We start from the raw sequence: 14,121 nt of genomic DNA, 5'->3' as shown, positions 1-14,121 counted from the left end.
CCGCCGCTCGCGCCCCAGATCAGGACGTTGTCGCCCTGCTTCATGCCGGCGCCGTTGCGGGAGACCAGCTGACGGTAGGCGGTGGAGTTCACCAGCCCCGAGGCGGCGGCCTCCTCCCAGCTCAGGTGCCTGGGCTTGGGCATCAGCTGGTTGGACTTGACCAGGGCGATCTCCGCCAGGCCGCCGAAGTTGGTCTCGAAGCCCCAGATGCGCTGCTCGGGGTCCAGCATGGTGTCCCCGTGACCGTCCGGGCTCTCCAGTTCGACGGACAGGCAGTGCGCGACGACGCGGTCGCCCGGCCTCCACGCGTTGACGCCCGCGCCGGTGCGCAGGACGACGCCGGACAGGTCGGAGCCGATGACGTGGTACGGCAGGTCGTGCCGCTTGGCCTGCGGTGACAGCCGGCCGTACTTCTCCAGGAAGGCGAAGGTCGGGACCGGCTCGAAGATCGAAGTCCATACGGTGTTGTAGTTCACGGAGCTTGCCATCACGGCGACGAGGGCCTCACCCGGCCCGGGCTCCGGAACCGCCACCTCATCGACGTGCAGGGACTTGCGCGGGTCCTTCGCCGCGCTGTCCATTCCTTCGAAGAGAGCCGTCTCGTCCTTGTGGACGGTCACCGCCCGGTACGAATCGGGCAGGGGCAGTGCGCCGAAGTCGGCCGCGGTGCCGTCCGATGCGAGGATCGCATCGCGAATGTGGTTCACACTGAGCCTCCGGCGAAGGGGGAGTCGGCGGGCGTCCGGGGAGACCGGCGGTCAGTACACGCCCTCGATCACCGCTTCGCCGCCGAAGGTGTCGACCGGGGACGGAGACGACACGGAGTCGCCGATCTGCCCGGGCAGCCCCGCCACCCGTATGACGGTGTCCCGCTCCAGGTTGTTCGGCAGGAACATGCCCTTGCTGACGTGGTTCATCACGATCTGCCCGCGCCGGCCGTACGGGACGGCCTCACCGGTGGCCGGATCGACGACGCCGAAGGTGACGACCGGGCTGCGCGGGTCGTACACGATGTCCTCGTCCGGCCCGAGACCGGGACGCTCGTGCGCACTCTCGAGGATCAGGAGGCTGCCGTACCGGCTCAGCATCCGCACCTTCGGAAAGTAGTCGTGCTGCAACTCGAAGCGCTCCTCCACGGTCATGTGCGCCCCGCCCCAGAAGACCAGGTCGACCTTGGAATTGATCAGTTCGACGAGATGGGGGTGGCGCGTGCAGGCCCGCAGCAGGGGAGGCGTGGTCACCAGCAGCCCGATCCGCTGCGTGGTGAGGATGTGCTCGGCCTGGCCGAGGAGGTGGTCGACGTAGGCCGCCGCCTGGTCGGTCTCACCTCGGCCGATCAGCTTCTTGACCCACCGGGGGTCCATGTCGATGGAGAACTTGATGGTGTTCTGACGCTCGGCGATGTAGTCGTACATGCCGCCGATCTTGTGGGGGCCCGTCGGGGTGAGCACCAGGATGTTCCCCGGCTCGCGGTCCGCGAACTGCGGTCCGTGCAGCATGCGGTGAATCGCGCTCTCGATCCAGTCGGGCATGAGGATCGCCCGCTTCGGCGCTCCGGTCGTCCCGCCGCTCTCGAAGACCCTCGGTGCCCCGGTACCGGGTCCGTACCCGCGCGGGATGAGGTCCTCCACCGGTACCGTCCGCAGTTCGTCCACGATGTTGGGGAACCGCTTCAGGTCGTCGAAGCCGCGTACGTCGGCGATCGGGTCGAAGTCCAGCCGGTCCGCCCTCCCGAGCCAGAACGCCGATCCGGTGTCCTCCCCGAAATGCCAGCGCATCGCCGTGCGAAGGTACTCCTCGGGATCCGCGACATCGGCCGAGGGATCCAGCACGTCCCAGTTCCGGTCTTCCGCTGTCCCACTCATGGTTCCCTTCCCTTGTCTGTTTCAGCGGGCTCGGGTCCCAGAGACCCCAGAACCTCGTCGGTGTGCTCGCCGAGCCGCGGGCCCGCCCAGCGGACGCTTCCCGGAGTGGCGGAGAGCCGGAAGGGCACGTTCTGCATGAGGACGGAACCGAGTTCGTCGTCGGGAACGTCGACCACCACCTCCCTGGCCTGGAAGTGCGGGTCCTTCAGGACATCGTCGACCTCGTAGATGGGGGCCACAGCGGCCTCCACCGCCTCGAACTCGGAGATGACCTGGTCGCGGACGCGCGCTCCGATCCACCGGGACACGGCGTCGTCCACCACGTCACGGTGCGCGACCCGGCCGGCTCCGGAAGAGAACCACGGTTCCTCGGTCAGGTCCGGCCTGCCGACGAGCCGCATGACGCGCTCCGCCACCGATTGCGCGGGGGCGGACACCGCCACCCATCGGTCGTCCGCGCAGCGGTAGACGTTGCGCGGGGCGTTGCTGTGGGAGAGGTTTCCCACGCGTTCCGGCTTGATCCCGAGCTTGTCGAAGACCGGAAGTTGCGCGCCGAGTGCGCCGATCATCGATTCCGTGATCGCGACATCGGCGACCTGTCCGCGACCGGTCCGTCCCCGGTCATGCAACGCGATCATCGTCGCGTAGGCGGCCTGCACGCCGGTGAAGGCGTCGGCCAGCGGGAACGGGGGCAGCAGCGGCGGTCCGTCCCGGTCTCCGGACATCGCGGCGAGTCCGCTCATCGCCTCGGCGAGCGTCCCGAAGCCGGGCCGGCTCGCGTAGGGGCCGTCCTGGCCGAAGCCGGTCACCCGGGTCAGGACCAGCCGTGGATTGACCTGTTCCAGGACCTCGGGGCCTATGCCCCAGCGCTCCAGTGTGCCTGGCCGGAAGTTCTCGATCACGACATCCGCCCGCGCCGCAAGCCGCAGGAAATGCTCGCGGCCCGCGGGGTCCTTCAAGTCGAGGACCACGCTCTTCTTGTTGCGGTTGGCGACCTTCCACAGCAGAGGCACGTCCTCGTACGCGTGACCGAAACGCCGCAGTGGGTCGCCGGAAGGGTGCTCGATCTTGATCACTTCGGCGCCGTAGTCGCCGAGCAGGGCCGCAGCGAACGGTCCGGCGAGCAGGGTGGCGATGTCGATGACCGTGATGTCCGCCAGGGGAAGGACACGCGTCTGCGGCACGGGGACTCACGCGGCCTTTCGTCGGCCCGGCGGCCGCAGGAGCCCCAGCCGGTCACGCAGCGAACCGTCCGCGGGCTGTACGGCGCCTCCCCGCAGCGCTGTGGCGCGTTCCAGCACCGCACTGTGGGCGGCGTCCGCCGGTCCCCGCGGCGCCAGGAGGACGAAGCCGTCGGCGATGTCGGTCCGGAACAGCTCGTCGGGCCCGTCAGCCGGAACCTCCAGGACGAACCGTACGTCGGTCTCGGCCCGGCCGTGCCGGCCCGCCGCTGCCCGGACGGTCTTGCTCATCTCCGCGGCCTCGGTCCCCCGCTCGGCGGGGAGCACGGCCACGTCGGCGGCCCGTCCGGCGAACTCCGCGTCCTCGACCGTGAGGAGCCGGTGGACCAGGACCGGGTGCCCCTGTGGGGGCCGGGCGATGTTGAGCGGTCCCGCGACGTCGAAGTGCTCGCCCTTGTGGTCGAGCGCCTGGAGCCGGTCGGGGAGGAAGTAGACCCCGGACTCGCGGTCGCGCAGAAACGCGTCGTCCTGGAAGCTGTCCCACAGCCCGGTCAGGACGTGCGTGAACTCCTCGGTGCGCCCCAGCTGGCGCGCAGGCGAACCCGGCTGTCCCGGACCGTAGTTGGCGGTCTCGTGGTCGTCGCTGGGCGCGGCCGGCTGCCATCCGGCCCAGCCGCCGCTCAGGTAGTCGACCGTGGCCAGCAGCCTCGCGACGTGGTAGGGCTCCAGTTGTCCGGTGGACAGGGTCGTGACGATCCCGATCCCATCGGTCGCGACCGCCAGGGCCGCGGCGAGCGTGCCGGCCTCGAACTCGCCGATGCCGGCGGGGCCGGCGGCCTGGCGGTCGCCGATCAGCAGGGCGTCTATGCCGACCCGCTGTGCGGAGCGCACCCGCTCGACCGTCCGCCGGTAGGCCGTCCGGCCCGGCCCGCCGTCCTCCTGGGCGGTGAGCAGCTGAGCGAAGAGCAGCATCCCGTTCATCTCCTACCCGCCGTGGCCCCGTGGCCCGGCACGTTCAGTCCGAGGTTGTCGCGCAGCGTTCCGTCGACATACGAGGTGCGCACCAGCCCCCGGCGCCGAAGCTCGGGCACGACCTGTTCCACGAAGTCATCCAGGGATCCGGGCAGGTAGGGGAAGTCGACGATGAAGCCGTCGGCCGCCCCCCGCGTGAACAGTTCCTCCATGTGGTCGGCGAGCTGCTCGGGGGTCCCCGCGACGATGTCGCCGGCCTGCCGGAGCGACAGCTGACGCAAGGTGAGACCTTCCCGGCGGGCGAGGTCCATCCACCGCTGCGCCGTGCTGTGCGAGTGATTGGCCACCGGGAGGTCGGGTACCGGTCCGTCGAGCGGATACCCGGTCAGGTCCACGTCGCCGAGCTGGTCCTGCAAGGCCCGCAGCGCGACGATGTCCGGCATCAGCTCCTGCAGCTCGCGGAGCCGGTCCTTGGCCTCGGCCTCGGTGCCGGCGACGATGGGCTGCAGGCCGAGCCAGATCTGTATCTGCTCGGGAGCGCGGCCGTACTCACCCGCGCGACGCTTCAGGTCGGCATAGAAGTCCTGCGCGTCCGACGTCCTGGTGTGCCGGGTGAACAGCACCTCTCCGTGCCGGGCGGCGAAGTCCCGGCCCACCGGGGACGCACCGGCCTGGAAGAGCACGGGGCGTCCCTGCGGGGGCTGCGGGACGTTGAGCGGACCGCGGACCTGAAAGAACCGGCCCTCGTGCTCGACGGGCTCTTTGCCGTTGGCCCACAGGCGGTTCACGACCGAGACGAACTCCTCGGCTCGCGTGTAGCGCAGGTCGTGCTCCATGTGATCGGAGAAACCGAAGTTGCGCGACTCCCACGGGGCGGCGGAAGTGACGATGTTCCATCCGGCCCGGCCCCCACTGATGTGGTCGAGCGAGGCGAACTTGCGGGCTATGTCATAGGGGGTGTTGTACGTGGTCGTCGCCGTCGCCGCCACCCCGATGTGCTCGGTCACCGCGGCGTAGGCGGCGAGCAGCGCGAGCGGCTCGAAGTGTTCGTTGCGCGCCGTCCGGCTCAGGTGCTCGACATCGGTACCCCACAGGGCGACCACGTCCGGGACGAAGACACAGTCGAACAGACCGCGTTCGAGCGTCTGCGCATTCTTCTGGTGGAAGGCGAAGTCGAGCTGGGCATCGGCCCGGGTCGCCGGATGCCGCCACGCGGCGATATGCCCGCCCGGGCCGTCGATGATGGCCCCGAGCCGTAGAAATCTCTCCTGCTGCGCCATTTGCTTTCCTATCGAATCTCGACGTCAGCCCATTTGGGAAAACAGCTCGGTGGCCGTCTTCACATGCGGTCCGCTCCGGGGGCCGGGTGTGAATCGCGCCGGCATCTTCACATAGCCGTTGATCTGGCCGACCGTCGAATAGCGCTCGGCCTCCCCTTCGACTAGGTGGTAGTCGGGGAGGCGCCGCAGCACTTCCCCGATGACCACCTCGAAGTCCATGCGGGCGATGTGCCGGCCGATGCAGCGGTGCACACCGATCCCGAACGCCGCCTGCCTGCGCGCGTCGCGGTCCAGGTCGATGAGGTCCGGCTGGGGGAACAGCCGCGCGTCGAGGTTCGCGGCGGCCCACGAGAGGAGCACCCGGTCGCCCGCGTTGACGGGGCAGCCGCCGATCTCGGCATCCTCCATGACGGTCCGCCCGGCGCCCATCACCGGCGTGAAGTAGCGGAGGAACTCGTCGCAGGTTCCCGGGATCAGTTCCGGCGCTTCGATCAGCCGGCGCCGGTCGGCCCGGTTGCGGTCGAGGTGGTCCAGCGTCGACGCGAGCAGTGCCGTGGTGGTGTCCACTCCGCCCGGGATGACGGCGTTGCACGTGGCCAGGATGTCCTCGTCCGAGATCCTGCGCCCGCCGATCTCCAGCTGGGTGAGGAAACTGATGAAGTCGTTCCCCGGGTTCGCCCGGCGCTTCGGGATCAGCTCGCGCACGGTCTCGATGAGCTGCGCGAAACCGGCTTCCACACGGTCGAACTCCGGTGTGCCCGGGTGGGTGTACACCAGCGCGTGCACGACGTCCGCGTACAGCCGCCAGTCGTCCATGGGCAGCCCGACGATGTCCAGGGTGATCAGTGCGGGTACGGGGTTGGAGAGGTCCATGACGAGATCGATCTCGCCGCTCTCGATGTGCTGGTCGACGCACCATTCGGCGTACCGGGCGATGCGCGGCCGCAGTTTGCGAGCCTCGGTCGGCGAGAAGAAGCCGTTCAGCGCCTTGCGCCACTCGAGGAACTCGGGCGGGTCGATCTCCAGCGGGAGCCCGCGGAACGAGGACGCGGGCACCACGGTGCCCTGGGGCCGGCCGGGCTTGTTGGGGAGTTCATGGGCGGAAGAGAAGAGCTGGGGCTGATGCGCCACCTCCGAGACCTGCTGAAAGCCGGTCACGAGCCAGAAGCCGCCGTGATGAGCACTGTGCGCCACCGGGCAGTGCGTGTTCATGGCGATGTTCGTTGCCCACGGGTCGCTGGCGTACTCCGCCGAGTGATGGTCGAAGTCAACTTCCGGCGCTGTATCGGGCATTCTCATCCTCGGGTCGACCGACTGGTGCGGGGAACGTCACATCAGTTACTAGTCGGTCGGATCACCGGCGTAAAGTGAACCTTCGTACACTCCAAGTAAACGTGAACAAAAGTTCAATTCACAATGCGGGGCCGCGTATAGGTAAATACTGACGGCCGCATCGAGACCGCCGTGTTCCGCCGGATCCCCGGGCCCGGAAGAAATCCGGTCCTGGGGTGGGATGTCCGGTCATCACCACCGGCGCCACTTCGGAGGGAGGCACGTCGCTTGTCGTTCACCGACCGTCAGTTCCCCAGCCCGCTCGCCGTGGGGACGACGTACGATCCACCCGACGGCGATGGCGCGCTGGTGGTCGGGACCAGCTCCGGTGACGTGCACGGGTTCCTCGACCGGGGGGTGCCGAACTGGCGGGGTGTCCCCTACGGGCGGATCCCCGAGCGCTTCCGTCCGCCGGTGGCGGCCACGCGCGCGGGGCCGGTCGACGCGAGGGAGTGGGGGCCGGTCAGCTGGCAGGTGCCGATGGCCGCCACACCGGGGCGGTGGAGTCCGCTCTACCCGGACGCGGTGAAGAGCGAGGAGTGCCTCAACCTCAACATCTGGTCGGCACACGCGGACCGTTCCCGCCCGAAGCCCGTCCTGGTCTGGTTCCACCCGGGTCGGCACATGGTCGGTGGAAACATGCCGACCGTCGACCCCTGGACCCTCGCCGCCCGGCACGACGTCGTCGTCGTCTCGGCGAACTTCCGTCTGGGCCCGTGGGGTTGGCTCCACCTGGGCACGCTGGACCCGGAGTTCGCCGACAGTCTCAATCTCGCCGTCCGCGACCAGTTGCTGATGCTGCGCTGGGTGCGGGACAACATCGCCGGATTCGGCGGAGATCCCGGCAACGTCACCATCTTCGGACTGTCCACCGGCGGCTCGGACGTGGCCACTCTCCTGAGCGTCCCGGCGGCCCGGGGCCTGTTCCACAAGGCCGCGGTCTACAGCGGTACGGCGGAGCACACGATCGAGCCCGCGCAGGCCCTCGCCACCGCCGAACGGTTCCTCGACGCAGCCGGTTCACTGGTCGGTTCGGCCGCCGACCTGCGCCGGCTCAGCAACGTGGCGCTCCGGCACATCCACCTCAAGGCCCTCCGAGCGGGCCCGCTCCAGTACGAGCCGGTGGTGGACGGAGACCTCGTCCCGGAGTCTGCGCTGCGGAGCCTGGCGCGGGGCGGCGCCGCGGGCGTTCCGCTGCTCCTGTCCGTCACCTCCGACGAGGCGAGGATCCTCGATCTGGCTGCCGGGCCGGCGGTCGATGACAAGTGCGCCGCGCTCGCCGGTCCGGGGCGTCACGCCCCGCATGACGAGAAGCTGGCGTTCCTCTCCCGGACCCTCTACTACGAGCCGATGGAACGTCTGCTGGCCACGGTGCACGGCGCGGGTGGGACCTGCTGGGCGCAGGTCTTCGACTACCACCCGACGACCTCACATCTCGCGGGGAATCCCGCCGTGGCGGGCAGAGCCGTCCACGGAGCCGACACCGCGGCCCTGTTCGGCGACGCCCACGGCAGCGCGGGCGATGCGCAGGACCGTACCGCCATCGCTGACGTGCAGCAGGGCCTGATCGAGCTGGCCGGACACGGCCGGCCGTCCTGGCCGGGCTACAGCCCGCACGCCCCCCTGGCGAGGTGGATCACCGCGGGTGGTCCGGGCGGAACGCGTCTGGGCCCGCTGCCCTGACCGGCCAGCCGTGCGCGGGAACGGACAGCATGATCTTGTACGCGGCCGTCTCTCCCGGCTCGCCCACCCGACGTCCCTCCGCTTCCACCCAGGCGTGCGCGGCGAACGGAGACGTGATGACTCCGGTGCACCAGGTGGGCCAGGTGCCACCCAACCGGCACAGCACCGCCGTCGCGATGGAACGGTCCAGGCAATAGCGGCCGGCGCAGCGCGTGCTGACGGCGACGACATGGCGGCGAGCGCGTAACGCCGCTTCGTAATCTGCGGCTTTCGCTCCCCGGCTCATGAACGTCAGTACCGCACGCAGGCGACGGGGCCGCAGATGAACCAGTACGCGGGAGAGCGCGACGGCGAAGATGACGAGCGGCAGTCTGCCGGGGGAGGGTGTGAGGGAGTCGCTCTGAAGCGTTTGGCCAGGGCTCATGACACGCTCACTATCTTTGCGCCGGCCAGCTGTTCCAGCAGCGATCTCACATCGGCAGAGGCTCTTTCTTCCGTCACGTCATGGGAGGAAGCCAGTTGCGCTGACACCTCTTGCGGGGTGGCGCCGGCGAGCAGACCGGAGAGGATCCTGGCGCCGGTGATGTTGAGCTGCCAGTATCGCCCGGTGCGTTCGTCCAAGATGACCATGCCGTCATCAGACGAGCAGAGGGAGATGTCCTTCCGGAGGGATGTGGACGTCATGATCCCACCTCCTTGTGGCTGGATTCCATGTACCGGGGGGTGGGGAAGGCGGATAGATCGCGGAGCCATTCTTCCGCCCCCAGTGTGTTGTTGAGCTGAGCGGCTCCGCCGCTCAGCAGATAGGGATTCAGCATCGCCCGACGCATGTTCTCTCGATCGACGATCCCCATTTCGACCAGGAGTGAGGTGTCGACCCAAGAGGCGAGATCTCGCTGATGTGACCGCAGGCCGGCGAACCACTCCTGCCCGCAGTGGTCTTTTGATTCCCGTCGGAGGTGCGTCTCGGGAACGATTCCACGCATCGCGGCGGCCAGCAAGGGCTTGTACGACCACGGGGCACGTGCCTGGTCCGGGCGCACCGACAAGCACGCGTTGACCACCCCGTCATCGCAGTAGGGGCTTTCGATCCTCAGACCCTCGTCATCCGACGTGTGCGCAAGGAGTTTGGCGACGGCACCCGCCTCCTGCACGTGCTTGATCCACGCGTGCCGCCATGCAACGGGTGCCAGCGGCTCGACCTCGTGGGAAGCGGTCCTCAAGAGGCCCCGGAGCAGTTCGACGGACACATCGCTCGCCCAAGGCGGCAGCTGGGGGCGATATCCCCAGGGCTCTGGAGTCTCGTCCAGAGCATCGCGTTCGCGCAGGCGTCCACCCGCCTCGGCCAGCCACGTGGAGTAGGGACGCCGGTCCAGAAGAAGGTGGCCCGTCGCTTTTAGACTCCACCGATTGTGCGCACGCCATCCGGAGACGTGACGCAGCGCGGTCCAAGGATTTTCGCGGAGTACGTGGCGAAGATAGGAAACAGGAGGCTGTACGACATGGTCCCCGCCATGTCCACTCAGGCGCATGGACGCTCCGAGGGAACGTATCGCGTGGGAGATCCTGCCCGAAGACGCTCTGTCCCACTGGAGCGCGAAAGGCTCGTCAGATGGTTCGTGACGAATCCCCATCCCAGTGAAGAATCCGGGCAAGTCCCCTGACTCAAACAGCAACGTATCGGCATTCTTCAGGCGCTCGTGAGTCGTGAGCGCGTAAGCGTGGTCCTCGTTCCCCGGAGCGCTCCAGCGCACGGTGGAAGTGACCAGCCGGGCGCCGGACTCGGCTGCCAGGTAGCAGAGCGAGGTGGAATCCATCCCTGACAGATCGACCCCGAGGAGTTCGCCGGGGCGCAGGCGGGCCGAGACGGCCGCGCGCAATTCATCCCGCAGCAGCGCGGATCCCTCGGCCAGTGTCAGCTCGGCGGGAGGCGCCTGCCACCAGGTGGCTGTCCTGTGGCTTCCATCGCGTTCGACGGTGAGGGATTCTTCCACCGGCAGGGAATGAACTCCCGTCCACATGGAACGTCCCGCGACCGGATGCGGCAGGACCGGGAAAGCGATTCTGGCAGCCAGCTGTTCCCTGTCGATTTCGGCGCTCTTCAGCCAGGCCAGAGTGCGGGCCCGGTCAGCACCGATGGTGGCGCCGTCGATCGAGGTGTGATAGATCCTTCGAGCACCCGATGCGCTACCCCGGGCATATCCCGTTCCCCTGCATGATCCCACGACGGAAAAGCTTCCACGTGCGCCCTCCAGCGCATGCTCGATATCGCTGACACGGTTCACTTTTTTCATCCGGGAAGACAATTCCCCCGAAGAGAGGGAGTGCGTCCCGATCAGTGCCAGCATCCTGTCTCCGCGAGTGCAGACGCAGTCGATCTCGCCCCGGCTGCCCATGAGCCAGGGCCGTTGCGAGGGGTAGGGGATGACCCGTTCCGCGCGCGCCTGCAATCTGCTGACGATTTCGGGCGGGACGTCTCGGTCCGGGAGAATCACGAACCACGGATGTCGCCTGTCGCCTCTGGATGGAGAGCCCACCACCACTCCGCTTCCGCTTGGTTTTCGCTGGTGCCGTGGCCGGAACGGTCCACCGGTTCGGCACCCCCTTCCGGCCACGACACTGGCAAAACGATGGCGGCCGAGAGGTGCGCCTCATCTCTGAACTGTGCACTGACCTCGTGCGTGGGGCAGGGAGTCGCCGGCACCTCTCGGCCGCCCACCGACCGTTCTTACCCAGGTGCGTCTATGCGGTCAGGCGCCGAGATAGGAGAAGAATCCCTCGACGTAAGGGGCCCCATTTCCCTGGGTCTGCTCGTCGAAGTCGCCCATTGCCTCCAGAAGCGGCGCGATGTAGGCGATCGGCTCGTCAAACGCATCTGTTGATTCGATCATTTCCACACTCTCCCTGTTGTCTGGTTACCGGCTGTCCGGACCGCGGTTGCGGCCCGGAAGGCATGGGTGCCGTGGGGTCTCTGTGGGATTGCTTCCGCATGCAGCCCAGCGGGCCCTGGCGGCGTCCGGGCCCACGTGTGAGGGGCGGCACATATGGCCGGCGGGCGGAGCGGAACCGGCTGCGCCGGTGTAACCGCATGGGGTGGCCCACCCTAGAGACGCACATTCCAGTTTTCCTCATTCGGATTCCGTACTCCATTGCACTTTGGTACCTGTGGCCAAAGAGCGAAGGGAACACGTGTTCGAGAGTGGCAGAGCGCCGGCAGGCTGATCCACAACGAAACGTTGTGACAGGACGGAGCTCCGGTTGTTTGACCAGGCATCGTGCCGCTCGCTTAGCTCTCCCACGTTCGAGTAGGCATGGAAAGGAACGCGCTGAGCATGGTGGGCAAGGGGCCGTTGGGCCGACAGTTCGGGTGGCTGTGGGCGTCGTACGCGGTCAGCACGTTTGGCACGTGGCTCGCGTTCGACGCGTTCTCGCTGGTGGCGATCCTCGTGCTGGACGCCGGGCCGGCCGAGGTGTCGGCGCTGGCGGCCACGGGGCTCGCGGTCGGGGCGGTGGTCGCGGTGCCGCTCGGGCCGTGGGTGGAGTTCCGCCGCAAGAAGCCGGTCATGATCGCGATGGACCTGATCCGGTTCGTGGCATTGATGAGTATCCCCGCTGCCTACGCGCTCGGCCTGCTCAGTTTCGTCCAGCTGCTGGTGGTGTCCGTCGTCGTCGGTGCGGCCGACATCACCTTCAGGGCTGCCAGCGGCGCCTATCTGAAGATCCTCGTACGGCCGGAGGACCTGCTCGTCGCCAACGGGCGCTTCGAGTCCACGACCTGGACGGCCACCGTGCTCGGGCCGCCGGTCGGCACGGCCGCGATCGGGCTCTTCGGACCGGCGATGACCGTCGTCGCCAACGCCGTCAGCTATCTCCTCTCGGCCGCGGGAATCCGTGCGATCGGAGACAGTGAGCCGCGCCCCGTGCGTACCGGTACGGCGCGGCGGCTACGCCCCGGCGATCTGCTCGAAGGATGGCGCTACATCCTGGCCCATCCGGCCCTGCGTCCCCTGTTCTTCAACACGGTCCTGGTCAACGGCCTGATCATGGCGACCACCCCGTTGCTCGCGGTCCTGATGCTCGGCGACCTCGGCTTCGCCCCCTGGCAGTACGGCCTCGCCTTCGGCCTGCCCTGTGTCGGCGGCATCGTCGGCTCGCGGCTGGCCCGCCGACTGGTCGCGCGGTTCGGGCGCCACAAGGTCATGCTCACCGCAGGCACCCTGCGCGTGTGCTGGCCGATCGGGCTGGCGTTCATCCGGCCCGGCGCGGCCGGACTGGCCCTCGTCATGGCCGTCGAGCTGGGGATGATCACCTGCATGGGCGTGTTCAATCCCGTCTACGCCACCTACCGGCTCGACCAGACGCCGACGGACCGGGTCGCCCGCACCCTGTCGGCCTGGTCGGTCACGAGCAAGGCGACCGTCGCGGCCATGACCGGGGTGTGGGGGCTGCTGGCCGGGCTCACCGGCCCCCGCACAGCGATCGCCGTCGCCGGCTTCCTCATCCTGTTCACCCCCTTCCTGCTGCCCCGACGCGAGCACACGCCGCAGGACGAGCGAGAGCTGGTCCGCAGCCACGCGTGACCTGCCGTCACGCCCCACCCGGCGCGCGGCCCTGGCAGGGGTGATCGAACGGCAGGGGGGAGCGGTACGCCGGCAGCCGCCCGCGGGTAGCCCGACCGTGGGACCTGCCCCGGCCGAAAGGGGGCCGTGTGGCGCGCCGCCGCGTTTCGTCGCGGCGCGGGGTGATTTCGTCTGTGACCGGGCCGGTGGCCGCTCCTGTGCGCCCGCCGCGGACACGACTGAGGGCCGGCCCTTCTCCGTGCGTCGCCGGTCGGGCCTTCCTGCTGCGGGTGGGCGCTCCGTTCGACGTGCCTGAGGAGAGATCGTGGCCACCAGAGGTGACATGAGCAGCGCGGCCGGGTCCGTGCAGTTGCTCAGAGGCCAGAAGGCGCTGGTGACGGGTGGCAACTCGGGCATCGGCCTGGCGACCGCCGTCGCCCTGGGGCGGGCCGGAGCGGACGTCGTGGTCAACTACGTCGTCGGCGCGGACGAGGCGGAGAAGGTCGCGGCGCGGATCAGGGACTTCGGCGTCCGCGCCTACGCTCACCAGGCGGATGTGTCCGACGAGGACCAGGTGGTCGCCATGGTGGCCCGGATGGTGGAGGAGTTCGGCACCATCGACATCATGGTGGCGAACGCCGGCCTGCAACGGGACGCGGCGCTGACGGAGATGACGCTCGCCCAGTGGCAGAAGGTCATCGACGTCAACCTGACCGGCCAGTTCCTCTGTGCCCGGGAGGCCGCCAAGGAGTTCGTGCGGCGCGGCGTGGTGGAAGAGGTGTCCCGGTCGGCCGGGAAGATCATCTGCATGAGCTCGGTCCACCAGATCATTCCCTGGGCGGGACATGCCAACTACGCCTCCTCCAAGGGTGGTGTGAGCATGCTGATGCAGACGCTCGCCCAGGAGCTGGCCCCCCAGCGGATCAGGGTCAACGCGGTCGCACCCGGCGCGATCCGCACACCGATCAACCGCGACGCCTGGTCCACCCCCGAGGCCGAGGCCGACCTCCTGCGGCTGATCCCGTACCGCCGCGTGGGCGACCCGGACGACATCGCCAACGCCGTCGTCGCCATGGCCTCTGACCTCCTCGACTACGTCGTCGGCACCACGCTCTACGTCGACGGCGGGATGACGCTCTTCCCCGGCTTCGCCACCGGAGGCTGACCGCCCCTACGGGACCCGGGCCGCCGGGGGACGCGGGGGTGAGCGCACGCCGCGGGCCGGACACGCGCCCCGCGGGTGAGGACG

13 protein-coding genes are annotated in these 14,121 nt (G+C 68.7%); 3 read left to right on the top strand and 10 right to left on the bottom strand.

From position 1 onward, the window contains the following. The 6 genes from ABT106_RS01800 to ABT106_RS01775 form a co-directional block, all read right to left on the bottom strand. On the bottom strand, window positions 1–707 hold a 707-nt coding region (locus ABT106_RS01800), incomplete at its 3' end, for an alcohol dehydrogenase catalytic domain-containing protein (RefSeq protein WP_351270769.1). Window positions 708–758: 51 nt separating this feature from the next. Continuing rightward, entirely contained in the window at window positions 759–1,865 is a 1,107-nt protein-coding gene (locus ABT106_RS01795; protein ID WP_351270766.1) for a phenazine antibiotic biosynthesis protein, read from the bottom strand. Beyond that, a complete protein-coding gene (locus ABT106_RS01790; protein WP_351270764.1) occupies window positions 1,862–3,049 on the bottom strand; it encodes a CaiB/BaiF CoA transferase family protein in 1,188 nt (395 codons plus the stop codon). The genes ABT106_RS01795 and ABT106_RS01790 overlap by 4 nt, the downstream gene beginning before the upstream one ends. Window positions 3,050–3,055: 6 nt before the next feature. Beyond that, entirely contained in the window at window positions 3,056–4,018 is a 963-nt protein-coding gene (locus tag ABT106_RS01785) for an LLM class flavin-dependent oxidoreductase (protein WP_351270762.1), read from the bottom strand. Window positions 4,019–4,023: 5 nt separating this feature from the next. Next, window positions 4,024–5,298, bottom strand: coding sequence for an LLM class flavin-dependent oxidoreductase (locus tag ABT106_RS01780; protein WP_351270761.1), 1,275 nt, complete (start codon window positions 5,296–5,298; stop codon window positions 4,024–4,026). Window positions 5,299–5,322: 24 nt separating this feature from the next. Next, entirely contained in the window at window positions 5,323–6,591 is a 1,269-nt protein-coding gene (locus tag ABT106_RS01775; protein WP_351270760.1) for a cytochrome P450, read from the bottom strand. 267 nt (window positions 6,592–6,858) lie between these two features. On the opposite strand from ABT106_RS01775, the gene ABT106_RS01770 reads away from it, so the two are divergent. Further along, window positions 6,859–8,313, top strand: coding sequence for a carboxylesterase family protein (locus tag ABT106_RS01770; RefSeq protein WP_351270759.1), 1,455 nt, complete (start codon window positions 6,859–6,861; stop codon window positions 8,311–8,313). Here ABT106_RS01770 and ABT106_RS01765 read toward each other — a convergent pair. The 4 genes from ABT106_RS01765 to ABT106_RS01750 form a co-directional block, all read right to left on the bottom strand. Continuing rightward, the gene (locus tag ABT106_RS01765; RefSeq protein WP_351270757.1) at window positions 8,267–8,737 is read right to left on the bottom strand and encodes a lasso peptide biosynthesis B2 protein; all 471 of its coding nucleotides are present in this window, start codon (window positions 8,735–8,737) and stop codon (window positions 8,267–8,269) included. The two genes, ABT106_RS01770 and ABT106_RS01765, sit on opposite strands and share 47 nt — an antisense overlap. Further along, on the bottom strand, window positions 8,734–8,997 hold the full coding sequence (locus tag ABT106_RS01760; protein WP_351270754.1) for a lasso peptide biosynthesis PqqD family chaperone: 264 nt from the start codon (window positions 8,995–8,997) through the stop codon (window positions 8,734–8,736). The genes ABT106_RS01765 and ABT106_RS01760 overlap by 4 nt, the downstream gene beginning before the upstream one ends. Next, complete coding sequence (locus ABT106_RS01755; protein WP_351270751.1) at window positions 8,994–10,661, bottom strand: asparagine synthase-related protein; 1,668 nt, start codon at window positions 10,659–10,661, stop codon at window positions 8,994–8,996. The genes ABT106_RS01760 and ABT106_RS01755 overlap by 4 nt, the downstream gene beginning before the upstream one ends. A gap of 402 nt (window positions 10,662–11,063) precedes the next feature. Next, window positions 11,064–11,204, bottom strand: a complete 141-nt coding sequence (locus ABT106_RS01750; protein ID WP_351270748.1) for a hypothetical protein — start codon at window positions 11,202–11,204, stop codon at window positions 11,064–11,066. A 441-nt stretch (window positions 11,205–11,645) separates the two neighbouring features. Between ABT106_RS01750 and ABT106_RS01745 the strand changes: the two genes are divergently transcribed. Together ABT106_RS01745 and ABT106_RS01740 are read left to right on the top strand one after the other, a co-directional pair. Then, on the top strand, window positions 11,646–12,893 hold the full coding sequence (locus ABT106_RS01745; RefSeq protein ID WP_351270784.1) for an MFS transporter: 1,248 nt from the start codon (window positions 11,646–11,648) through the stop codon (window positions 12,891–12,893). A 322-nt stretch (window positions 12,894–13,215) separates the two neighbouring features. Continuing rightward, window positions 13,216–14,037, top strand: a complete 822-nt coding sequence (locus ABT106_RS01740) for an SDR family oxidoreductase (protein ID WP_351270781.1) — start codon at window positions 13,216–13,218, stop codon at window positions 14,035–14,037. The last annotated feature ends 84 nt before the right edge of the window (window positions 14,038–14,121 follow it).

Origin of the sequence: Streptomyces sp. NPDC002044, assembly GCF_040296725.1 — a bacterium.
GTDB classification, from domain to species: Bacteria; Actinomycetota; Actinomycetes; order Streptomycetales; family Streptomycetaceae; genus Streptomyces; species Streptomyces antarcticus.
The sequence above is the reverse complement of the archived record's forward strand: the minus strand, read 5'-3'. Positions and strand labels throughout refer to the sequence as shown.